19 protein-coding genes and 1 pseudogene are annotated in these 21,778 nt (G+C 50.6%); 11 read left to right on the forward strand and 9 right to left on the reverse strand.

Annotated elements, in window-relative coordinates; translation table 11 throughout:
- Positions 1 to 2: 2 nt before the first annotated feature.
- Complete coding sequence (locus tag JL719_RS12710; protein WP_033158714.1) at positions 3 to 1,778, reverse strand: serine hydrolase domain-containing protein; 1,776 nt, start codon at positions 1,776 to 1,778, stop codon at positions 3 to 5.
- A gap of 292 nt (positions 1,779 to 2,070) precedes the next feature.
- On the opposite strand from JL719_RS12710, the gene JL719_RS24495 reads away from it, so the two are divergent.
- From JL719_RS24495 to JL719_RS12735, 5 genes and pseudogenes are all read left to right on the forward strand, one after another.
- A complete protein-coding gene (locus JL719_RS24495; RefSeq protein WP_423246170.1) occupies positions 2,071 to 2,433 on the forward strand; it encodes a hypothetical protein in 363 nt (120 codons plus the stop codon).
- A 165-nt stretch (positions 2,434 to 2,598) separates the two neighbouring features.
- A pseudogene (locus tag JL719_RS12720) lies at positions 2,599 to 3,345 on the forward strand (IS5 family transposase); the annotation flags it as partial.
- 349 nt (positions 3,346 to 3,694) lie between these two features.
- Positions 3,695 to 4,342 carry a transglycosylase SLT domain-containing protein gene (locus JL719_RS12725; protein WP_084153573.1) on the forward strand — a complete coding sequence of 216 codons (648 nt, stop codon included), beginning with the start codon at positions 3,695 to 3,697 and terminating at the stop codon, positions 4,340 to 4,342.
- Positions 4,343 to 4,360: 18 nt separating this feature from the next.
- Positions 4,361 to 4,672: a flagellar transcriptional regulator FlhD gene (locus tag JL719_RS12730; protein ID WP_033159611.1), complete on the forward strand. Its 312-nt coding sequence runs from the start codon at positions 4,361 to 4,363 to the stop codon at positions 4,670 to 4,672.
- Entirely contained in the window at positions 4,669 to 5,220 is a 552-nt protein-coding gene (locus tag JL719_RS12735) for a FlhC family transcriptional regulator (protein WP_033159612.1), read from the forward strand. Before JL719_RS12730 ends, JL719_RS12735 begins: the two co-directional genes overlap by 4 nt.
- Before the next feature lie 177 nt (positions 5,221 to 5,397).
- On the opposite strand, the gene JL719_RS12740 is transcribed toward JL719_RS12735, so the two are convergent.
- Complete coding sequence (locus JL719_RS12740; RefSeq protein ID WP_033159613.1) at positions 5,398 to 6,750, reverse strand: IS1182 family transposase; 1,353 nt, start codon at positions 6,748 to 6,750, stop codon at positions 5,398 to 5,400.
- Between the two features lie 210 nt (positions 6,751 to 6,960).
- Between JL719_RS12740 and JL719_RS12745 the strand changes: the two genes are divergently transcribed.
- From JL719_RS12745 to JL719_RS12755, 3 genes are all read left to right on the forward strand, one after another.
- Positions 6,961 to 7,305 (forward strand): UPF0175 family protein, encoded by a 345-nt coding sequence (locus JL719_RS12745; protein ID WP_033159614.1) that lies wholly within the window; start codon positions 6,961 to 6,963, stop codon positions 7,303 to 7,305.
- A gap of 6 nt (positions 7,306 to 7,311) precedes the next feature.
- On the forward strand, positions 7,312 to 7,800 hold the full coding sequence (locus JL719_RS12750) for a PIN domain-containing protein (RefSeq protein WP_033159615.1): 489 nt from the start codon (positions 7,312 to 7,314) through the stop codon (positions 7,798 to 7,800).
- A gap of 122 nt (positions 7,801 to 7,922) precedes the next feature.
- The gene (locus JL719_RS12755) at positions 7,923 to 8,525 is read left to right on the forward strand and encodes a hypothetical protein (protein WP_129871397.1); all 603 of its coding nucleotides are present in this window, start codon (positions 7,923 to 7,925) and stop codon (positions 8,523 to 8,525) included.
- Between the two features lie 3 nt (positions 8,526 to 8,528).
- Here JL719_RS12755 and JL719_RS12760 read toward each other — a convergent pair whose 3' ends face one another.
- The 3 genes from JL719_RS12760 to traF form a co-directional block, all read right to left on the reverse strand.
- Complete coding sequence (locus JL719_RS12760; RefSeq protein WP_033159617.1) at positions 8,529 to 11,726, reverse strand: conjugal transfer protein TraG N-terminal domain-containing protein; 3,198 nt, start codon at positions 11,724 to 11,726, stop codon at positions 8,529 to 8,531.
- A 63-nt stretch (positions 11,727 to 11,789) separates the two neighbouring features.
- Complete coding sequence (locus tag JL719_RS12765; protein WP_129871398.1) at positions 11,790 to 13,241, reverse strand: conjugal transfer protein TraH; 1,452 nt, start codon at positions 13,239 to 13,241, stop codon at positions 11,790 to 11,792.
- Positions 13,238 to 14,251, reverse strand: coding sequence for a conjugal transfer protein TraF (traF, locus tag JL719_RS12770; RefSeq protein WP_033159474.1), 1,014 nt, complete (start codon positions 14,249 to 14,251; stop codon positions 13,238 to 13,240). Before traF ends, JL719_RS12765 begins: the two co-directional genes overlap by 4 nt.
- A gap of 486 nt (positions 14,252 to 14,737) precedes the next feature.
- On the opposite strand from traF, the gene mobI reads away from it, so the two are divergent.
- Positions 14,738 to 15,193, forward strand: coding sequence for a conjugative transfer protein MobI(A/C) (gene mobI / locus JL719_RS12775; protein WP_033159463.1), 456 nt, complete (start codon positions 14,738 to 14,740; stop codon positions 15,191 to 15,193).
- Positions 15,194 to 15,663: 470 nt separating this feature from the next.
- On the forward strand, positions 15,664 to 16,914 hold the full coding sequence (locus tag JL719_RS12780; protein ID WP_033159462.1) for an IS110 family RNA-guided transposase: 1,251 nt from the start codon (positions 15,664 to 15,666) through the stop codon (positions 16,912 to 16,914).
- A 394-nt stretch (positions 16,915 to 17,308) separates the two neighbouring features.
- On the opposite strand, the gene JL719_RS12785 is transcribed toward JL719_RS12780, so the two are convergent.
- Genes JL719_RS12785 through JL719_RS12795 form a run of 3 tightly spaced genes read right to left on the reverse strand, consistent with a single transcriptional unit; the run spans position 17,309 to position 19,222 of the window.
- On the reverse strand, positions 17,309 to 18,202 hold the full coding sequence (locus JL719_RS12785; protein ID WP_033159461.1) for a CE1 family esterase: 894 nt from the start codon (positions 18,200 to 18,202) through the stop codon (positions 17,309 to 17,311).
- A gap of 45 nt (positions 18,203 to 18,247) precedes the next feature.
- Complete coding sequence (locus JL719_RS12790; protein ID WP_129871399.1) at positions 18,248 to 18,853, reverse strand: hypothetical protein; 606 nt, start codon at positions 18,851 to 18,853, stop codon at positions 18,248 to 18,250.
- A gap of 42 nt (positions 18,854 to 18,895) precedes the next feature.
- Positions 18,896 to 19,222 (reverse strand): EthD family reductase, encoded by a 327-nt coding sequence (locus tag JL719_RS12795; protein ID WP_033159460.1) that lies wholly within the window; start codon positions 19,220 to 19,222, stop codon positions 18,896 to 18,898.
- Positions 19,223 to 19,339: 117 nt separating this feature from the next.
- On the opposite strand from JL719_RS12795, the gene JL719_RS12800 reads away from it, so the two are divergent.
- Positions 19,340 to 20,215 (forward strand): LysR family transcriptional regulator, encoded by an 876-nt coding sequence (locus tag JL719_RS12800; protein WP_033159459.1) that lies wholly within the window; start codon positions 19,340 to 19,342, stop codon positions 20,213 to 20,215.
- Positions 20,216 to 20,560: 345 nt separating this feature from the next.
- Here JL719_RS12800 and JL719_RS12805 read toward each other — a convergent pair whose 3' ends face one another.
- Positions 20,561 to 21,073 (reverse strand): TMEM175 family protein, encoded by a 513-nt coding sequence (locus JL719_RS12805; RefSeq protein ID WP_051670539.1) that lies wholly within the window; start codon positions 21,071 to 21,073, stop codon positions 20,561 to 20,563.
- Positions 21,074 to 21,778: the final 705 nt, after the last annotated feature.

The raw sequence follows: 21,778 nt of genomic DNA on the forward strand, positions 1-21,778 counted from the left end.
GCTCATTTCTTCCGCAATAAATACCCGGAATAAGCCACAAATTCTTGACCATTAATCGTCTCCAGCCGCACGGTTTCCTGCATGCCCCGCCCCAGCCCAAGAATGACGGCGGCGTTTTCCGATACCGGTGCAATCGGGAGGGTCAGATTATTCAGGTCGAATGTGGGAATGGAATACTCCAGCATCAAAAAACCGTCCCGCTCGCGTAGCGCGCATTTTTCCGGAACCATCGCCTCGCCTTCGGCAAGATTCACAATCTCGTATTCACCCAGACGGCTACGCATGGCGGCGGGAATCGGTACGGGTTGGATTTTCTCGCCCAATACAAAGGTTTGGCCGTGCCAATGGGCCAACGCCAGATCATGGCCGTCGACATGCCGTATCGACAAGCCAACCTCGGCCAGCTGCTTTGGTTGTATTGGAATCAAGCCCAGCAGTTTGTAGCGAATGCCGAATTTGCCATCGTCCCTGCCGACCAAATCCATACTGCTGCCGTTCAGTTCGGTGACCAAGGTGTCGCCATCGGCTGTTAACTTGATGTAGCCTAACGCGGTTGCATACTGCCCTGCCCCCAATTGTTGCTCTTGCGCGGTTAAGCCGCGTGTTTCGATTTCAGGCGTTTCGGCGTCCTCCAGCAGCGGCTGGCCGGTTTTTATCGCAACCGCCAGTTTTAGTGCCTTATCGGTGACTTTGTCGATCGAGTCGCCGGTGGGCGGGGAATTCGCCAGCACGACCACGCCTAGCTTGTGTTCCGGCAGCACCGTCAGCAGGCTACGGTGAAAAAGCGTTGCTCCGCCGTGTGCGGCCACATCGCCGATACCGGGCTTGCTGGTCAAGAACCAGCCCAAACCGATTTTATTGCCCACATCCAGCGCCACATCCTGGTTTTGCTGGCGCAGCATTTCATTTAGGGTTTCCGGCTTCAATAGTTGCCGGCCATTGGCTTTGCCGTCCGCCAAGACCATGGCGATAAAACGGCTTAGATCCAAAACATCGGCATTCAAGCCGCCGGCCGGCATATCGCGCAGTGCCACTTCGGCCTTTTCCTGATCACTCTTATAGGCTTTGGAAGTCAGTTCTCCCGATATGCCCGGCGCAAATGCCGCATTGGTCATACCAAGCGGTTTTAACAGCTGCCGGTCGGCATAACGGCTGAAATCCTCGCCGGTCAGCCGTTCCAACATCGTCCCTAATAAAGTGATGCCCAGATTCGAATAGGCCCAGATGCGATTGGGCGGATAGGCGGCGTATTCGTCTTTCAGCGTGTCGACCAGCTGACTGAACGGCGCCGGGTTGTTAGTCCACATGCCATTGCCTCTATCACCCGGCAAACCGGAATGATGGGTCATGATGTTGCGCGGCGTTATCGGTCCGGCATCCTGGAAGCGACTTTTGATGGCAAAATTCGGCAGATAGGTTTGTAGCGGCTGATCAATATCCAGCTTGCCCTGCTCCGCCAGTTGCATGACCAGCGTATCGGTGAAGAGCTTGGAGATGGAGCCGGTTCGATAAACCGTTTCCGGTGTGGCGACAATCCGGTTGTCTTGATCGGCATAACCAAAACCTTGCGCCCAAACGACCTGCTGATCGTCGACCACGGCAATACTCAAACCTTCCACGTCCTGTTCGGACATTTCCTGTTCAATCAACCATGTTAGATGAGTCTTGAGGTAGCTGTAATCGCCGCGTGCTACGTTATTCGATTTTAGCGGCGGCGAACCGGCGCAAGCGCTGAGCAAAAGCAATATCGCGCTTAAACAAGTCAAATAGGTTTTCATCTGATCCTTGAAGGGGTGGTCATCAATTAGTCGGCCAGCAAGATTACAAGCCGTGTGTTTGCTGCTTTGAGGCTGTTACCGGAGCTGATTTTAGTGGGTGGATGGTATTAGGCGAGCCGATTGCAGTCAAACGTTTTGACAGAGCTGCCTTGAGCCTACGCGAAGGCAGACTCTTGCATTGGAAGTAGTTGCGCGTTGAATGATAATTGCGGCGTTCATTTTTTGTGTAACGGTTTGAGTCAGTGATTTGCCATGTTTGCAAACTCTGCCCAGCAGTGGATTCGGAATGATCATGGCCCACCCCCCACCGGAAACGCCGTCTTATCCACGACCCGCCGTAACAAGAAGCTACGGTCGCGCCGGGAATGCCGGCAACCACCGCCTCGAATGTGTTGAAACGTTCCGACGTGTGTTGGTCTATCGGAATGTGGCTCAAGGCCATCAGTGTCAGACCCAAGGCTTTGGCATCCAACAAGGCCCGATAGCCGACGCTCAGGCGCCCTCCTCCACCGCTCGCACCCGCCGCAGGCAGGGTGATGCCGACAGGCCTATGCGGTCGGCCAGTTCCTGTTTGCTGATGAGGCCGTCGGCTTGCAGTCTGACCGCGTCGCCCGGCGCACTGTTTAGCGGCGTCAATCGCTTATCGGTCGACTAAAAACAGCCCCCCGTCACTACGGTTTTCGGTTAGCGACAGACAATATCAACGACTTTGCTCATCTCTGCAATTTCATTGGGGGCTGTTGCCATTTTGTCATAATCCCTTTGAAAATCGATTGGCGAGCCATATTGATTGAGTTTTCAATCAAACGATAGCTAGCGAATGCCACGCCAACTGCTTACAGATACCCACTGGGAAAAGCTAAAAACGATTATGTTGAGTTTCAGCATTTACGACAAACCCGGTCTTCGGCAAACGGTCGAAGGGATTTTTTATCGCTTGCGTGTTGGCTGCCCTTGGCGAGACTTGCCCGTCGCTTTTGGCAAGTGGAATGCCGTGTACAAGCGCTTCAATGCCTGGTCACTGCAAGAAAAGCTGAGGGGTATCTTTCAGGCGCTAGTGATTGAGCCTGATTTGGAATGGCTATTTATTGATGGCAGCATTATTAAAGCCCATCAACACAGTAGCGGCGGCGCCCATGAAAATCCAACAGCCATCGGGAAATCGGTCGCAGGCAACACGACCAAAATCCATATGGCGGTTGATGCCGGTGGACTTCCCATCCAGTTCTCGATTACGGGGGGCGAAGTACATGACTGCAAAGAAGCGCCGGAATTTGTGGCCAAGCTCCCCCAGGCGGGCTACATGATTGCAGACAAAGGGTATGACAGCGAGCCGTTACGGATTCAAATTCGAGACCAAGGCACAGTCCCCATCATCCCAAGAAAACAAAATTCAATAGTCGGGAATGAGGAAATGGACTGGTGTCTCTATAAATATCGCCACCTCGTTGAAAACGTATTTGCGCGACTGAAACATTTTAGAGCTATTGCCACCCGATATGACAAACTAAAACGCAATTTTGAAGGTGCTATCGCCCTGGCTTGTGCATTTATCTGGGTGTCCATTTTTATTAGACCACTACATGGTTACCGATGTAAAAAGGCAACAGCCCCTATCATTCAACCTAACCATCTCCCGCAACCTACCCGCCAAAAACCGCCGTTCCTATTCCTGTCTGGTCAATATCGAGGCTTGCTTGGGTTGTAGAACGATGGTTTGTCTTTCACCTATTTGACGGTCAGTATGATAGGGGCGCTCCGGGTAACAAGGATTCCTTCCGTTCATAAGATTAAGTAAAAAAACAAGGCCAAATTCAGAGGATGGGCGAAAAACAGCTTAAAGAGTGGTTTTTCGAACATATAGAATTTTTGGCATCGTCGTAAACTCGCCTCAAGACCATTATGGCGAGCTTGCGATGTTCATTGTTCCTTCAAAAAATCTTAAGCATAAGTTTCCATTTCAAAACGTTGTTAAGCATCTTCGGATTGGCATGATGGGCGGCTTTTGCATCATCAGCCAACCCATGGAATCAATGGCTGCTGATTCCATTCAAGCGAATGGCAACAACCAACAGTCCCTGGCATCAAACACTAAATTACAAAACACGCTGTGGGGGCAAGTAGGTCGTAGGCATCGCATTGATCCCTATATTCTGTATGCCGTTGCGCTCACGGAATCGCGAAAAAACGGCGCACAGAATCGAGTCATACCCTGGCCCTGGGCCATCAATAACGCAGGCAACGTCTTTATTCCCGGCAGTCAGCAGGAGGCAGAAGCCTTACTCAATCAAATGTTGGAGCAAGGCAAGCGCAATATCGACGTCGGCATTATGCAGGTGAATCTGCGATGGCATGGCCACCGTGTTGCGAAACCAGAGCAACTCTTGATACCAGGCACCAATCTCGAAATCGGCGCAAGCATACTCTCCGAGGCCATCCAATCAGTGCTTGACAATCTTGCACATGGCATAGGCCGATATTACAGTTGGAAAAACGAGCCGGCCGCCATCCAGTATGGGCAAAAAGTGATTGCCTTGGCTGATCAGATCCGAGCGATTCTTTAGTCCATCAAGGATTCCTGAATGGACGAAAATCTCTACAAACTCAATCTCGACTACCTCATCGTCGCTCAATCCTTAATTTTTTCCGGCAGCGAACAGAAAGCCATGTTCTGCTTAGGTCTCACGACCGAAGCGGTGTCGTTGCTCAGAAAGATGCCACTCGAACAGTTGAAGAGCCTGGCTCGAAGTGATTGCCTAACCTTTGCCCCCCGTTTCAACACCCACAAATGGAGCAAATTCCTAGACGTCCAAAAAACCGAAGACCCCGAAGCACTTGCCGCGCGGACTGTCGAACTCCTAACGCTTTTGTCCCCCCATTCACCAGAGTCATGAGCAACCATTGCTCTTTTGCTGCTCGACTCAAAGATCAGTATTGGGCCTATCAATTACTGAAACGAAAGTTGCGTACCAAATTGGCCAGCCGGGTCATCAAAACCCTGCGCCCCAAAGAATTGTGTAACCTTTACTTTTCGCTGCACCGCGAAAGCCCAGTGGCGGGACTGATCCCCAGCATTACGTCAATGCCGCAGTCACGCGAGTCGTTTCTTTACATGGCCCTATTTGCTTCAATCTATCGAAGCGCTTGCTCAGGCGCTATCAGAGCGGAAATAGACCTGAATGCCATGGTATTTGCCTGGGACACTTTTTGTAAATTCTACCCAAACCATATTCAGGAACGCCGGCCGTTTGGCCGCATACGGCCTGCAAATTTCGATGAAGCCTGGATTATCGTCGAAGCCCTGAGAGACGGACTCGCTGAATTACCTTGCTGTACGACCTGCCATACGCCCTATTTGGTCATTCATGGCTGTAAGTACCCGCAAGTCTGCCAAATGTGCATGCTAAGCCAAATCCCTAAAACCAGAATCATCACCGATTAATTGATCCTAGGAGCCCGTCGGACTTAAGTTTTTTTAAGCCGAAAATTTGGCGTCAGCCAAATGATCGAAGCCCTCAAGCTGTCGTAAAGTTACTCAGCCGGTCTTGAGAATTGATGTAGACGTGCTCCCCTTGGGTTATTCGACGGCATGCAACCCTATCATTGAGTTCGGCGGGGCTTATGCCCCGGCCAGCGCATACATCCGTTTCAGGTTAAACGCCATCGCCACCAGCTTCCATTCCCCGGTTACCGCGTCCAGTCCGCGTAGCGAGAACTGGCGAAAGCCCAGTACCTGCTTGATGATCCCGAATACGGGTTCCACCGTGCATTTGCGCTTGGCATAGCGGGCCTTGCCTTCGCGGGTTTTCAGGTACCAGGCCATGTTTTCCACCGGGTCGCCGGTGTTGGGTTTCGGCGCGTCGGCCGCCAGATATTCAGCCAGGGGCACAGGGTGGCTGTCGCGGCCCATGGCGATCAAAGGTTTGATGCCGCTTCGTTCGCAAGCCTGAACGTTGGCGGCGCTGAAGTAGCCCGTGTCGGCCAGCAGGGCATCGACTTGGCCCAACGTCTCGGGGAGTTTTTTCAGCTCGGCCAACATCGGTTCGACTTGTTGCTGATCGTTGGTCTGTTGCGTGACGCGGGTGGCGACGATCAGCATCGTGTCGGCGTCGACGGCGGCTTGGCTGTTATAGCCTTGCACGAAGCCTTCATGACTGGGCATGATGCGAGATTCTTCGTCGGTCAGGTTGATTTGGTCGTCAGGCTTGGGGCCTATTTCCGGGGTCTTGGGCTCCGGCCCTCTGGGCTTTTTGCCGGCCTGCCGCCCGGTTTCCCGGCGGGCAATCTTCGCCTCATACTCCTTTTGTGCCTGCTCATCGCGCGGCTTGACCCGCTCGGCGATCTGGGTTTTGGCATCGCGCAGGGCTTTCAATCGGTCTTCACGCCGCGCCAGTTCGGCCGGCAAGTCCAGACCGTCGCGGTCGTCCGCCGCATCGGTTTCGGCGGCCTTTTGTAATAAGACCTGGACCTCGTTCCGCAGCTGCGCTTCCAGCTTTTCGATGTGACCGTGGGACAAGGTTTTATGCCTGGAGGCGTTCGCCTTCACTTTCGTACCGTCCAGCGCAATTTGCCCCAGTTTCACCAACTTCATCGCTTGGGACAGGCTGAGGACCTGGACGAACAGATCTTCCAGCTTGATCAGGAAGGTTTTGCGGAAATGGGCCAGCGTATCGTGGTCGGGATGCGTATCCGCGGACAGGAAACGGAACGCCACCGAATCGTAGGTCGCTCGTTCGATCTTACGGCTGGAAAACACGCCGGTGGCGTAACCGTACACCAGGAGCGCCAGCAACACCGAGGGATGATAGGCCGCACTGCCGCGTCCCTGGTAACGGCTGGTTAATTGGCTCAGATCCAGTTGCTCGATGACTTCGACAACAAAACGGGCCAGATGAGCCTCCGGCAGCCATTCGTCCACCGAAGGCGGTAGCACGTAAAGTTGATGGCGGTTGACGGGAATGAATCGACTCATCACAGGCTCCGTATATCTGATCTTTTGACCCTCCTTATTTTACCAAACCGATGTCGCGGTTAGATCTACTGCGCTAAAGTCCGACAGGCTCCTAGGAGCAACGTTGTCTTGGCCACATAGGAGATCATTGTCCAGGGAGAAAACTTTATGCAGCAATTTTCATTTAGAGGATTATAATCCACCTATCCAATCTTCCTATGTAATCAGACTATGAAAACGGTCAATGTCAGCGGTCTAAAGAACAACCCCAGCGAAGCTCTGCGCATGGCTCACGAGGATATGGTCTTGGTTATGAATCGAAACGAACCAGACGCGGTGATGGTCGGCCTCAAAGCCGCCAAAATCATTGGAATGCCGGGCGTGCGTAAAGCCTTGGCAACGGCACTTTTCAAGGACGGTAACCTGTCCCTTGCCCGCTCCGCTAAACTGGCCGATATGCCGTTGGCAAACTTTATTGCGCACGTCTCGCGCCTGGGTATTTCCGTCATCGAGCAAACGGCTGATGAAGTCGAGGATGATTTGGACACTCTGGACCAGTGGCTCAACCAAGCCTGATCGCGGATGACCAAAAAAGTAATTGTCGATGCCAGTCCATTGATCGGACTGGCGTTGGTGGAGGGTTTAATCTGGCTGCCCCAGTTATTTGGCCAGGTTTTCGTACCTGAATCGGTGAAACAAGAAGTGTTACCCGGCAAATCGGCACCTGGTGAACAATCGCTGGCTCACGCATTCGATTCAGGTTGGTTAACGGTATGGCATGAATCCATCACACCTTGTTTGGACATTGATCTGGACGCTGGTGAAACGGATTGCATCAACATCGCGCTATCGTCACCCGAAAACTATTTGCTGATCATGGACGAACGTGCCGGTCGGGCTGTGGCCAAAGAATATCAACTGCAGGTCGTCGGTACGGCCGCCGTCATCGGACAGGCCAAAAAGCAAGGTTTGATTTCGTCTGCTCGAGCCACTTTTGAAATTTTGCATCGATCGGATTTTCGGATTTCGGCTACCGTGATCAACAAAATTCTGGCAAGTGTCGGCGAGTAAACCGTTCGATATGCAGGTCATCTTTCTTTGCCTTGTTGAAATAGTTTTGATTTAAAAAACCGACTTGGAACGTTAGCTCAATCGCGGTAGGATTTCCCAACCGCTTAAGCATGGAGAATACAATGTCTTCACAGTCATCACTCTCAGATCGGTTCAAACGGCCCAGCCAATCGATTCAAACTCGATCAAATCACTCAATGTTTAATGGCCATCATGCAACTGTCGATTGTCCCGAATGCAACCGATCCATGGTGCCGAGAGTGGTCGTTTACTATGGCCGACCAGTGAAGTCAGTTTGCCCTTTCTGCGGCGCTACGTTTGCACGGTTTCCGAGCGGAGTTAGACAATTTTTACAGCGTTTTTCACAAAAGTCCCTTTCATTCGATGCTTTTAAACGAATAGCTTTGGTAACCGTTGGCTTTGGTTTGATTTGGCTCCTTGCAACGATGGAAATATTGCCTAACGAAATGGAAGCCCTTGGGATATTCGGTAGCATCATTTTCAGCGCTTTCGGCCTAGCTGAACTTTTTTATCAAACGATCGAGTTCATTGCGAAACAGTTATCGCACAACAGTAGCCATTATTGGTCCGCTATAGGTTTGATCGCAATTCTGATTCCGTATGTTAGAGATGATCTAACCCGTTACGTCATGACGGCTTCCTTTCTGATGATAGCTCGATGGATACTGGCCGGTTTTGCAGCCGCCAAAAGTCTCTCTCATTGAAAGTTAATAGTTTATGCGGCCTCGCGCCCGATTGTAATTCCCAATCTGATCAATAAGGTCCACGCGGCCTTGACCAGCCGCACTTTTAAGTAGCTTGGCGATATCATTACCTTCGACACTGCCTTCCTCTTCTATCAACTGGCTTCTAGCGATACCAAGGTTGCCGCCATACTCGCCAGCAACAGCAATCCCCGCAAACGCCTCAAACATCGCGGCACGATAATAAGTTTGCTGAGTCGGAGTTAATTTATCTGTAACCTCATTTACTCTTTGATTTGCCCATACTTGAGAAGCCTCCTTAAATCCAGAATACGATTGGTTTGAAGCAAATTTTATTGAATCCCAAATTCCCATTCCTTGCGCTTGAGATTGTTGAACATATTCTGCAAACTCCTTGATATGTTGGTTACTAACCGATCCTAATGCTTCCAAATTTTTCGCGGAGTTATAAAGACTACCCCCCAGATAATTGTACGAAGCCTCTGCAACTGAAGGTGTTTCATTAGCCGCTGCCGCAATCGATTGTCTAAAGTGCTCCGCTTTGACATTCGCCAATTGACCAAAGCCTTCTCTTGAATTTTGTTCACGCTCGGCCAGGTTACGATCGTGTTGGGTTTCGACACGGGCTTCGCCACCGGCAATTTTTCCCGTCGCTGAACGAATCTGCGACTGTGCACGTTGATTCAGCGATTCGGTTTCGTCGCGTGGATCGTTGAGATGGGCCTGTTCGACGGAGGCTTGAACCTTACCAGTTTCCGGCGCATTGGTTTTCAGGGATCCGTTTCGGTTGGCATTCCAGGTTTGATCGGCTTGCGGCGCATTAAAGGCATCACCGAGCAGTTGGTAACCCGAGATATGCGCCTGATGCGATTGTTGATAATCCAGCGTGCGGTAACTAGGTGACGAGAATCCGGTCAATAACGACATGCCGGCGGCCGCGTAGGCTTGGTCAGCATCGCTGATCCAACCCGCCACTTTCCACTGCGATGCCAACCGCTGCGTATCGCCGCGCAAACCGTATTGATCGAGTGTACGATCCAGACGCTCCATCAAGCCTGGGTAATGTGCGATTTTGTATCCCGTCTCCGCCGCACCGAAACTGGCTTGTGTCCCGAAGCGTTGTTGGGCCGATAGGGTTTGTTGATAGGATTCGCTAGCGGATACCGCATCGGTTGCGCTGTGTTGCGAGGAGGACAACGACTGATTTTGCAGTCCCATTGAGGCGACGTTTCGGGTGCCGGTTTGCGCATCCATTGCCAGGCTTTTAGCTAAACCGGCCTGATAGCCCTGACTGTCATTGACGGTTTGACTGATGTCAGCGGCGATGGCATCTGACTTGTCCTGACTGACTTTGAAGTCGTTTTGCAAGCGGCCAGAAATTGCGCCGCTGAGTTGGTCGTTACCGAGCTTGGCGCCGGCATTGGCGCTGCCGGCCACCAACGCCGAGAACTGATCCGCGGAAATACCGGTGTCTGCATGCTTCTTGGCAAAGGCCTCTCCGAACTGACGGTTATAGGCATCGGTATAACTGGAACTACTGGCAATCTGATTACCCAGCGAACGGCTATCAAATGCATCACTGGCGATACTCGCCGACTTCGACGCGGTTGATGACACGCTATTCATGAAACTGCTGGTCGCCTGTTCGGAAGCGCTGTAAGCCGACGAAACCGCCGCACTCATGTCCTTGCCGGCAGTAAAGGTAGGCAGCACTTTGTCGACACCGGTTTGGGTAACTGCTGAAAGTGGACTGTATTGATGTTGCGCCTGGGCATTCAATACCGGTGCCGGGCTGATCACATCCGGCGTGGCGATTTTCTCGTTCACGTAATCGCCACCATCCATGCGTCCCAGGAAATGGGTGGCGGTGACCGCCCCGCGATAGATCAGCATCAACGTGATCGCCGGCGTCGACGCCGCCAGCATGCCGCCGATTGACAGCCATTGCTGCAACTCCATATCCAGCTGGTAAATGCCCATCATTGACGGCAAGTTGTAGGTGGCGGTGGTCAGCGCCGCCATTTTGCCAGCGGCCGACATCTGGATGAACAGATTGATGACCGCCAGTATCGGCATCCACAACTGGATCCACAGCAACATTGAGAAGTAGGCGATATTCATCCGAATGCCAACATTGCCCAGCATCACCACAAAGGCCATTATCGGCGCAATGGCGTAACTCAAACCTTCGATGAAGGCCATCATCGGTCGTACGATCTTCGCAAACAAAGTTTGTTCGGCTGCCCATTGGGTATTACGTTGCTGAATGGCTTGTTCGACCATCGCCGCCTTGTTCCAATGCAAGCCGTCCTCATGCCGACCGATCACGCCTTTCTCGAACATCGGCATGATAGCTGACATCAGCATGTAATCGGCGGCATCGACTACTCCTGGCCCGGCCAGCGCATCGAAGGCCTCCTGAATTTTCGGTACCGTGTCGGCTGCCGACGGCACACCCAAGGTCGGTTGTAACAATCCTTCCAGCGCCGTCGCAAAATTGCCATTAGCGACCACACTCAAATCGGCCCAGGCATCGGTACAGGTTTTGGTTTGCGGTTGGCCGCCGACATAGATTTGGGTCATGTAAATATCGGAATCAAACCTGATCGCATTCAATGGATCGGCATCGCGCAAGATGGCATCTACCGATTTTTGATTCAAATCGACACCGGTCAAGGTGCATTCGCGCACGTAATTGGCGAACGAGGTTTCCATGTCGCTGCCGGCGTTCGGCACATTGGCGACGCCTAAATTCACCCGCGACAGCAGATTCTTCCGCACCGCCGTCAAAGTCTGCAAACTGTCCGCAAAACCATTGCCGGTCATCGACGGTGTGCCAAAGCCTTGTTCGAACAAACGCGTGGTGCGATAACCCATGTTCGACATCACGCTTCCCACCACCGCCGGCCCCAGCGGTACGTTGTCGATCACCACTACACTGCCAGTATAGGCATCCTCGATCGACACCCGAACCGAAGGCGCATACAGCATCAACCACAACACATACGCTAACAGCAAATCCTGATAGCGTATGCCGCGGCCGTCCCATTGCAACAAGGCCCGAAGCATGACGATGATGACGCCGATCAAACCGCCGACGGCCGCTGCTGTGCGGTAATCGCCGGTACAGGAGATCATCGCGATGGCATTGAGTATGGCTTGCAAATAGGCGGAATCGCCCACGGAGAAAATTTCAAACATGGGCGACCTGCCTTTTAATGAAAGAGGGAGAAATGCATCGTGGGGAGGACGGGGAATGAGCGTTTAAGGACTTGGCCACGCCATCCCGGACGCCGGCAACTGTGCCACGGTACCGTAGTGTTTCGGCTTCACGGTGGTCATCAACTGCTGGTAAAACGCCATCAAGGTTTGCGGATTGCCGTAGCGTCCGGCGATGGTGACGTACTCGTCTTGAATCTGCTCGCGGGCGTCTTTCAAGGCATCCATCAGCAATTTGGCGTAGGCATGGTCGTTCATGTGCGCCGCGGTTTGCACAGCATTGAGCAAATCGTTGACGATCAATTGCGCCAATTCCAGAGCAATCACCGGCGCGACTTCCTCGGCCCACAACTTTGCAATGCCGGCATCCTCCCTTGCCAAGTTATGGATCATGCCGCCGATGGCATCTGGCACAGTTTGCATGAAGGCTTTTTCGCTGTCGGTGATCTGGCCGCTGTTGGTCGAGAATTTGTAGATTAACCCGTTGCCGGTATTGGCAGAACCCAGCAGGATTTCCATCACCCGTTGCTTCAAGCCCACCAGATTGACGTTCTGGACAATGGGTTTGAGGCACTGATCGGCATCGTGTCCATCCGAACAGGTGTACATCCTGACGGTTTGATAACTATTGCCGACGTCATTGCCGTACATCAAATCCTTGATCCGCAGCACCGGTGGCGGCGCGCTGATGGCATTGTTCTCGCCTTTGCCATCGGGTGCGGCTTGCGGGGCATCGACGATCACGGTACCGGAAATACTCATCGCCGCTTCCAGCAAACTGTTGCCGCCAAAGCGGAACCAGCCGCCGGCATTTTGATTGACCAAGGCTCGCCAGACCAGATTACCCTGGATGATCTTGGTCATGTCGGTCGGGTCGTTCTGCTTGATTTGTTGTACCGGATCGCCCAGGGTGCTGGTATTGGTCCAGCTGGAAAACACATCCGATATGCCTTGGGTAAACGAGGCATTGGATAGATTGGTTTTACTTTGTAGATCGAAGGCTTTGACCGTGTCGTTGACCAAGCCTTGCGCCAAACGGCAGGAGTTACTGAACATCTGGTTCATCTCCTGAATCTTCTTTTGCAGATCGGTCATCACGGAGGCACACCAGGGACACATGGCGCCGACCGCCAGTTGAAAGGCATAGCCTGCCGCATTGCCGGCCACGTTGCGCATCAATTGCACGAACTGGTTGAAGTTGATGAAACTGAAACTACCTGCAAACAAATCGATACCCCCGCAGCCGGCGCTGAACGACGGCGGCACGAACGACACCAGATTGGTGTTAGTGATACCGTTGCGCGCCACCAGGCTGCCGCCGGTAATCACGCCACGGCGCTGTCCCAGATGCGCGGTGGGTGCCGTGAAGTTGGTCATGGTGCCGAACATGCTGTCCATTTCCTGTTGCAGGTCGGCATAGGCTGGATCAGCACTCTCGACCAACAAAATCAACACTACGATTTGACGATAGCGTAATCGAAACGTAAACGACGTCATGGCGTACTCCCCCTTTGCGCACTGCGTTGCAATGCCTGGATCAGTGACAGTGGATCTTGAGCAACCGCAGGACTGATACTGCCAACTGTTGGTAACAACATCGGCGTATTACGAATGCCCTGGGTGGTTTGGTATTGGGTGGCATCGATCCAACCGGCTTCCTTGGCGGCCAACAGAATCCGTCCGGTAACTTCCTCCAACGACAAGGCACCTTGCGCCAACGGTACTATTTGCTTGGGCGGTTTCATCAGGAACAGCGCCGGTGTCTGTTCAACGCCCAACATTGCCGCCTGCCCGTTATCGCGTTTGAACTGACTGAAAAAGCCATTCGGCATCGCCAAACCATCCAGCGATACCGGATAGATTTTGAAACCGTAGGCGTTTTCCAGCATCGCCAGAATCGGCGCCTGCACATGGCAATAAGGGCAATCGGACCGAAAGAAGAACAAAATACCGACTTGGGCGGCAATCGCTTTCAAGGCGCGCTCGGCCACTACGCTGGCTTGATGATTGGCTTCATTGGCCGCATAAGTTGCCACCGGCCGGCGCACCGTTTCATCGAGTTGCGGATCCGACATCACCACGTAACGCGCTGCATTGGTAAAACGCTCGGCTTTGTCCATCATCACCAGCTGCAGGTAATAAAACGCTGCGACATTCTCCTGAGTGGGATCATCAATGGCCTGGTTCAGGTAATGCTCCAGGTTTTGCTTCAACCAAGCAGAGGACAGGGGTTGGGGTTCTGCAGCTGGCTGGGCTTGAGTTTTGAGTTCCGTTTCAGCCTGATGAACGACGCTGGGCGGTTTGCTGTCAGGCTTCGGTGTGTGCTGATCAGCTTGAATATCGGGTTGGGCTTTTTTAACCGGCTCCGGCAACACCTCATACCAAAACCAGCCGCGCTGTTTGTCGACGAAATAGGAAACTTCGGACGTGTCGTCCTTACCCATCGCCAGAGAGGCTCTGAGACACAAGCTCAAGATGATCGGTAAAGAAATGGCATTTCGGTTCATCGCGCCATTGTCCGTCAGATTTTCCCAGCGACTTTTGCAGCTGACGACGAAAACGCCATCAGCTGCAAGATGGTTCAAAAGCGATCGCAGAATCCGACCGTAACTGCAGACGATCGCAAATTCGGCGTCAACTGCAATCGGCATCCCATGTCGGTTGCCTAAAATGCCGGCGTTATTGCGAACGGGCGATGGCCCGCAAATACTAATAGGAAATCGACTTTCGATTTGCCTACGCTAGTAGGGAAACGTGGCAACGGTAATCGACCTGAAAGCCGAAGTTATTTCCTAGGTAGGCATGAGTCACGCCGTTTTGACAAGGCAATGCCTAAATGAACCATTCAGAAAATGACAGTGATATGCCTACTTCGGTAGGCATTTAAGGTGCAAAACCTATGCACTAAGGCGCTTTCCAAGGCTCGCAATGAACAGAAAATCCCGTTAGGCATTGTCCATGTCTATCCCTACAGTTAAGTAATAGGAAAATTCATGTCCAGCGAACAACCTGTCAACAGTCAGCTCAATCTTACTGAACAAGACCTGCTGCATTGGATCGAAACCCGGTGCGATCATCTCCAGGCGCAAGCCAAAGTATTGGTCGATGATTATTGGCGCCAAATGAAAAGCCAGCGCCAGAAACACAGCAAAAGCGAATCGGGCCGAATCGGCGTCCGCATCCGCTGCCGGGAAAACCAACGCGCTTTCAGCATTGAGTGGTACCGCATGGCCACGTTGCGAAAAAACGGTCAAACCAAGCCCATTGCGCAGTACGTTAAGAAAGGCCGTGGCTATCGTTATCCGTTTGGCAACCTGCTGAAGGGCGAACCCGCCTGGGAGGCGGAATTAGTCGAAGAACTGGAAACCGAGTTTGCCCATATCCGGCAACAGCTCGATCGACTGGGAAAAATTCGAGATGCGGTGCAGCGTTATTGCAGGGTAATTTAAGCCGAAGCCAATAACAAATTCATCGGTTGAGATTGCAAGATTACGAGCATTGTTCCAATGGGCTTGCTTGAAAGATAGGCCCCGGTACGGCGATTACCTGTCGGTCGGGATGGCCATTAAATTCCAACGATTAACACATCCTGAAATCGATTCGAATGTCCGGAATTCGGCGAGCAAATTGAAATTATCACTGTGTCATAACGGCCAAATATAGTCTTTCCGTCCTGTTTTCAGTAATAGTAAGCAAACTGGCAGGTAGCTGCCAGTGAAAGCAGGACATGCACTTGCAAGCTACGAATAGTTCGGCCATAACATTCGATGTTCACCGGTTTTATTTCGAGCTCGCAGGTGCGCTTGTGATCGTTAACGAATACTCAGGGCTTGCCGTAGCATCGGCTCACCTATATTTCTTTCGCAGATCCCAAGCAGGCATGCCCCTTAGACTTTATTTGTTATGCCGGAGATCAGTTATGAAGAGTCCTACTAATCAACCTTTTACCGCCTTTATTGGTATTGACTGGGCAGACAGGAAACATGACGTTTGTGTCCAACCAGCAGACTGTGAGAGGCGGGAGTTCTTAGTCATTCCGCATAAAGTTGAAATGATCAATGACTGGGTGCAATCTTTAATCCAGCGCTTCGGCTCGCCCATCGCAGTGGCTGTTGAATTGTCGAAAGGCCCGATTGTGTCGGCACTGCAGAAATTTGATTGTTTTGTCATTTATCCAATAAACCCTTCAACCCTGGCCAAGTACAGACAAGCGTTTACGCCCAGCAGGGCAAAAGACGATCCGACAGATGCGGAATTTGCCGTTGATTTACTGTTGCGTCATTCCGGTCGTTTTAAACCCTTACAACCTCAAAGCATTGAAATACGGGCATTGTCATCTCTGGTAGAGCAACGCAGAAGCCTGGTTAACGATAAAATCCGTATTACCAATCGCTTGCGCTCTGCCTTCAAGCAGTATTATCCGCAGGTGTTGGACTGGTTTGACCATATCGACACCCCGTTATTTTGCGATTTTATCCGGCATTGGCCAACGCTAACGCAAGTCAAACGTGCCAGAAAGAACACGCTTGAAACATTTTTCAATCAGCATAACATGCGGTTTGCCCAACTGTTGGCAGATCGAGTAGAAGCTATAAAAACCGCGACACCTTTGACCTCCGACGACGCCATCATTATCCCTTATCGGCTTCAGGCGCTGGTATTAATTGAACAGTTAAGCGTTACCCTGGAAGGTATTAAGCAATTTGACCAAGAAATCGAGAATATCGCCCGCAAGCATTCTGATTACCCCTTGTTTAGCGCATTGCCTGGGGCTGGACCTTCGCTCGCACCCAGACTGTTAGTCGCATTTGGTGAACAAAGAGAACGATACCCGAGCGCGGCAGATTTACAAAAATACGCTGGCGTTGCTCCAGTGACAGAGCGCAGCGGTAAAAAGCATTGGGTGCATTGGCGCTGGCAGTGCCCGACTTTCCTACGACAGACGTTTACAGAATGGGCGGCACAGACGATCAACAAATCCTTCTGGGCAGGCCAATATTATCAGCAGCAGCGCGCAAAAGGCTGCACCTACCAAGCCGCAGTACGAGCTTTGGCATTTAAGTGGATTCGCATCCTTTACCGATGCTGGCAAACAGGCAAACCTTACAATGAATCCACCTATCTAAAAGCTCTCGAGCACCGCGGATCTCCATTGCTAAAACAGGCTTAAAAATAGTCAAAATATCTTGACGGACTAACTCAGGGCGTGAACCGGTCGGTCGGGGTAACTTTCCAATTTAGTAAATTAAGGCAACCCGTGACCCAACCGAATGTCAGGTATTCGGCAAGCAAATCGACTTTATGACTGCGTCACTAAGGCCAAACCCGCCGCTCGGAGTAGCTATCCGATTTTAATAATTAAGGCACCATGTAACCCAATCGGCTGTCCGGTATTCGGCTTCGTTTTGGGTCGTCGTTTGATGGCTCTAGGCTCAATACGTCCAGGTCGGTTGTCAACCAACTGTTCAGCCACTAAAAGGAGCAGGCAGACCCGAGAGGAATCCGGGTGACCGTTTGCTTTCGGGTTTACCTTTGCATCCATTACGATTCATATAGAGCCAATTTCACTTTGCCCGTGGGCTAACTTGAGTCGCTGACACAAAAAACTCGACGATATCCTGACTTCGCTCGGGCCAATGTGAATGGATGTTATCACCTTCACAGTACAACGTTTTTACGCCCCCGGCACACCCTGAATAAGAGGAGCAACCATTTGCGATTTTATCCGGAATAGGATCACATTTATTACAAGCCGCCCACCAACCCACCGCTTGCTGACCATAACCAGGGAACAGGCGATCCTTACTGCTGTGCATAACCATAACCGGCAAGGGTTCAGGGCATCTGCGGTCGCGTAAATCATCATATGCAACCCCTGCTGCGCTCGGCGCAATTGCACGTGGGATGTGTCGTGTGCCAGTCATAAACGCTAATGCCATCGCCGAAGTTCCTCCATCGGAATGCCCGGTAACATAGACTTGTTTTTCATCAATACACCACTTTTTGGCCATTAAACTGGGAATGGTGCCTAATTCTACGGTAGTGCTGGGCGATAATTCCGGATGATCCGCATAGGCCACGATGAAACCGGCTTGGGTGGCAGGAAAAGTGAACCCAGTTGTTTTTTCGGTTTTAGCCCGATTCGATCCCGCCGGAGAAAATACCAGTAATAGTGGGTGGGCAACGGATGCATCATAATTGGCTGGTGTGCGGACATTGTATTTGATGCCATTTTCGGTTTCTTCACCATAAGTCTCTCCAGCGTCTCCACTGAGTTGACCGGCTTTGCAAAGACGTTGCAGCATCTCAGGTCGATACACGGCCTGCCCCAATTCTACTGATTCGCCGCTATGATCCATCAAAAGCATGACAACCATTGCTAATATCGGTAAACCGAATAGCACTTTCTGCCAAGAATTGGTTCTTAAAAGATAAACCTTTAATTGAGCCATATTCATAGTCATATTCCCCCTAAGTACGTTTGACTCGCCTGTACCATTCGATCATGCCTCAGGCGAGTGATTGGGCGCTTCCTTATTCGCTAACTTCATTACAATATAAGCCAGCAACAACAAGCTTCCGATTATCACAATCTGCAGCATATAGCTTTTTCCGGGAACCGATTCCAGGCCAACAGAGAATGGAATATGAGTATCAAGACGCTTATCCTTGTCGACAATAGCGATGTGTGCCAAATAATTACCAGCGCCATATTGACTAAAATCGACCATACTATCGAAAGTACCGTTTTTAACTTTTTTCGGCTGCTGATAAAAAACCCTTTGCCCTTCAGGTTCTTTGGTGATTTCGAATTCCACGCTGACATTGCGCAGACTTTTACCTTCGTAGTCGAACACCAAATTAGTTGGGCCGATTTCGGGAATGATGCTGCAATATTCCCGATCCCCTGACAGAGTCGGGGTATAGGCCGTGAAATGGACTCGTTCAAAACCAACCCTCGTAACGCAAGCATCGGCCTCGTCAGGCGCACCTCGATGCGCTTGGGCAATAGTTGGCATTAATCCGACCCAAAAGACAACAGGCAGCAGACCCAGCCACCTAATGCGCTTATAAGCCACCTTTTTTAGTTTGTTGATTGAGTTAGACATTGATTTGCCTCCACTGTGATTATGTTAAATCCGATGGTCGGATTAGAAATCAAAGGTTTCCACCTCGGAGATCAGAAACAACGGCTCACCACCGCTAGAAATCTCAACGGCATGCTGAGCTGTTTCTTGACCGCCTGGTGAATTCAGACAAGCCTTTAATTCGGCGAGGGATGGAAAATAAACCTCGGCAATTCGATGAAACTGCGCTGCAGATTTGTCTACATTGGAAAGAATCAATGAGGCGACAAATCGTGTTTTGCCGGCTAGCTTTTCGACAGCCATCGGCACATGCTCATCAGCATAACGACGTTCAAAAGTTTTTAAATCTGTTGGCGTAGGGTACATTACGATTAATTTTGCAGTTTTCATAGGAATATTGAATATTTATTTGATTGGACGTTTATATTAAATAATGAGTTAGGAAAATAGTAAAATACCAATTTTCTATGAAACAATAGGTTTTTCCTATTCAAAAAGGGGCAAACTGTGGAAATGCAACAAATACGCTATTTTCTGGCCGTCTGCGATAAAGGTTCATTCACTCGCGCTGCACAAGCAACCTATGTGGCCCAACCCTCGCTGACCCAAGCAATTAAGAAATTGGAAGATGAACTTGGCGGTGAGCTATTTAGCCGAGACCGCAGCGGATGTCGGTTGACGGCTTTAGGACGTTTGGTCGAACCTTCTATACGTGAAATAGTGCGCAAGACGCAAGCTGTCAAAGCTGAGGCTGTGCATTTCAGCCGCTTAAATACTGTGCCACTTCGCATCGGCGTGATGACGACAATTGCCGCACACCATTTAAGTCCATTCTTCACTGACTTTCAGCAAGAACGACCCCATGTAGAACTGGAATTAGTCGTCGACAGTGAATGCAATCTATTGAATCAACTTGATGAAGAGGGCCTGGATTTAGTTATCAGCGCACCAACATCCTTACTGGCAGAGCGTTACCAGTCTTTAGAGCTTTACGAAGAACGCTATGTCGTTGTCTTCAACGACAAACACCGTTTCAATCAAATGCAACAAATTGATTTAGCGACCATACAAGCTGAACCTTACTTGGATCGCCTGAACTGTGAATTGCGTGAAACACTGAGGAGTGTGTGCCAGGGGCGGCAGGTCAATCTTTATGCTGCCTATAGAAGTAATAGCGAAGAATGGATACTGAGTATGGTACGCGCCGGAATCGGTGTTGCGCTAATGCCGGAATTCACCATCACCAAAAATGCAGATCAGATTCGAGTTCGTTATCTGTCAGATCCGGAAATTCGTCGCACCATCTGCGCTATATTCCCACCCACATCGGCCGCAAAACCCGAAGTGGCAGAAGTATTGAAAAGTCTGCGGATGGGTTTTTAAAAAATCACAGGTTAGGCAAAACTAAATCAAAAGTCCGATTATGGCGTTTAAAGGGGTTAGGAAACCTCTGATTATTGCAGTTTTTCAAGAAAAATTGACACGCAAACCATTGTTTTAATTGGTGCTGAACCAATCTGCCAGAAAGCCGCCATACATGTTTCTCAATAGCTGACCTTCAAATAGGCTTGAGCAGACCTTCACCAACTCAATTTATTGTTGAAGGTTACAATGAAAAGCCCAGTTTTATTTGGTCATTTGCTTGGCAAATCAAAAATCCTTTTAATATTCAGACATCACGTTCTCAATACGTCGATCTGGCACTAACCATAGCAATGCGACCAGCACTTAAAGCCCTTGAGCTAACCATGGCGACCAAAACGTGCTTAGTGTCGCTATTAAGTAAATCAATGGTGAGGATTTACCCTTCCAGTCGCTACCGACAGCTCTTTTTAATAGCGAATTTGCCCCTTGTGAAACGATGATGAGGTATTGTATTAATGTGTAAGCGATTGCTGCCATCAATAGAACCACTCCGTAAGCCATCGTTGGTATAGCCGCAAAGTGATTTTCCCCCATCCAGGCAGTTGTGAACGGAAATAACGATAACCAGAACAATAAATGCAGGTTTGCCCACAGTATCGAACCAGTGACTTTTTGGCATGTTTGCAGTAAATGGTGATGGTTATTCCAGTAAATGCCTACATAGACGAAGCTCAACACATAGCTTAAAAGCACAGGAATCAAAGGAATCAGCGCATTGATGTCCGCAGAATGGGGTACTTTCAATTCCAATACCATGATGGTGATAACGATGGCCAGTACCCCATCACTGAATGCCTCCAGCCGACCTTTACCCATGTCTTACCTCGTTAACGTTTTAGTGATGGGTAGCTATTATTACAGCCTATGGTTACGCACTGTTTTTTAAAATACAAAATTCAATTGGGTTCTTACATAATCGCTATCATGTCCACCTTCAGTAATCACTTGTCCCGCAAAAAATGGGTGTAAGTAAAACCGAAGGAAAGGTGTTTATTGATTTCTCACTCTGTGTTTGCCGAAATGGCGAGGGCTCGATATTGGCAGGCACCCTCTATATGTGGATGTCGCAAAATTGGCCGTTGGATGCGGTCGCCAATGGCCGCTTTGTAGATCTCCAGTTCCCAGGCGCTGGATTTAGCTGACTGACTGGTTTGGAGAAGTGCGACCGTCAAGTTTGGGTCGTTCTGATACGGTCGCCAAGGACTGCTTTGTAGCCCGCCCGTTCCAAGAATCTGGCTTTGGCCGACTGGCCGGTTTGGAGAAACGCTACAGTCAGATATGATCGTCACAAGACAACCAAGGCGATTCCATATAAGCCCAGTGACAAACTCCTCACTAGCATTCGTTTCAAAAAAGAAATCCTTGCTATCACCAGTCCCTATATATAGATTAAAAAAAGATTATATATAGATTAGCACCCTCAAATTTCAGCGCAAGAGAATTGCTGAAGCCCACGAATAGCATGGCCTGCGGCGATTTCACAACTTACTCGAAGCGTCGGTCTAATGCCGTGTTAAACGT

It is taken from the genome of Methylomonas sp. LW13, assembly GCF_016865255.1.
Taxonomy (GTDB): Bacteria; Pseudomonadota; Gammaproteobacteria; order Methylococcales; family Methylomonadaceae; genus Methylomonas.

Coding starts and splice junctions, on each gene's coding strand:
- JL719_RS12785 (WP_033159461.1), bottom strand. CDS start 18,202: ATGAATATGGCTCAATTAAAGGTTTATCTTTTAAGAACCAATTCTTGG.
- traF (WP_033159474.1), bottom strand. CDS start 14,251: ATGAACCGAAATGCCATTTCTTTACCGATCATCTTGAGCTTGTGTCTC.
- JL719_RS12765 (WP_129871398.1), bottom strand. CDS start 13,241: ATGACGTCGTTTACGTTTCGATTACGCTATCGTCAAATCGTAGTGTTG.
- JL719_RS12730 (WP_033159611.1), top strand. CDS start 4,361: ATGGACGAAAATCTCTACAAACTCAATCTCGACTACCTCATCGTCGCT.
- JL719_RS12755 (WP_129871397.1), top strand. CDS start 7,923: ATGTCTTCACAGTCATCACTCTCAGATCGGTTCAAACGGCCCAGCCAA.
- JL719_RS12725 (WP_084153573.1), top strand. CDS start 3,695: ATGTTCATTGTTCCTTCAAAAAATCTTAAGCATAAGTTTCCATTTCAA.
- JL719_RS12740 (WP_033159613.1), bottom strand. CDS start 6,750: ATGAGTCGATTCATTCCCGTCAACCGCCATCAACTTTACGTGCTACCG.
- JL719_RS12745 (WP_033159614.1), top strand. CDS start 6,961: ATGAAAACGGTCAATGTCAGCGGTCTAAAGAACAACCCCAGCGAAGCT.
- JL719_RS12710 (WP_033158714.1), bottom strand. CDS start 1,778: ATGAAAACCTATTTGACTTGTTTAAGCGCGATATTGCTTTTGCTCAGC.
- JL719_RS12780 (WP_033159462.1), top strand. CDS start 15,664: ATGAAGAGTCCTACTAATCAACCTTTTACCGCCTTTATTGGTATTGAC.
- JL719_RS12750 (WP_033159615.1), top strand. CDS start 7,312: ATGACCAAAAAAGTAATTGTCGATGCCAGTCCATTGATCGGACTGGCG.
- JL719_RS12795 (WP_033159460.1), bottom strand. CDS start 19,222: ATGAAAACTGCAAAATTAATCGTAATGTACCCTACGCCAACAGATTTA.
- JL719_RS12805 (WP_051670539.1), bottom strand. CDS start 21,073: ATGGGTAAAGGTCGGCTGGAGGCATTCAGTGATGGGGTACTGGCCATC.
- mobI (WP_033159463.1), top strand. CDS start 14,738: ATGTCCAGCGAACAACCTGTCAACAGTCAGCTCAATCTTACTGAACAA.
- JL719_RS12760 (WP_033159617.1), bottom strand. CDS start 11,726: ATGTTTGAAATTTTCTCCGTGGGCGATTCCGCCTATTTGCAAGCCATA.
- JL719_RS12735 (WP_033159612.1), top strand. CDS start 4,669: ATGAGCAACCATTGCTCTTTTGCTGCTCGACTCAAAGATCAGTATTGG.
- JL719_RS24495 (WP_423246170.1), top strand. CDS start 2,071: ATGGCCCACCCCCCACCGGAAACGCCGTCTTATCCACGACCCGCCGTA.
- JL719_RS12790 (WP_129871399.1), bottom strand. CDS start 18,853: ATGTCTAACTCAATCAACAAACTAAAAAAGGTGGCTTATAAGCGCATT.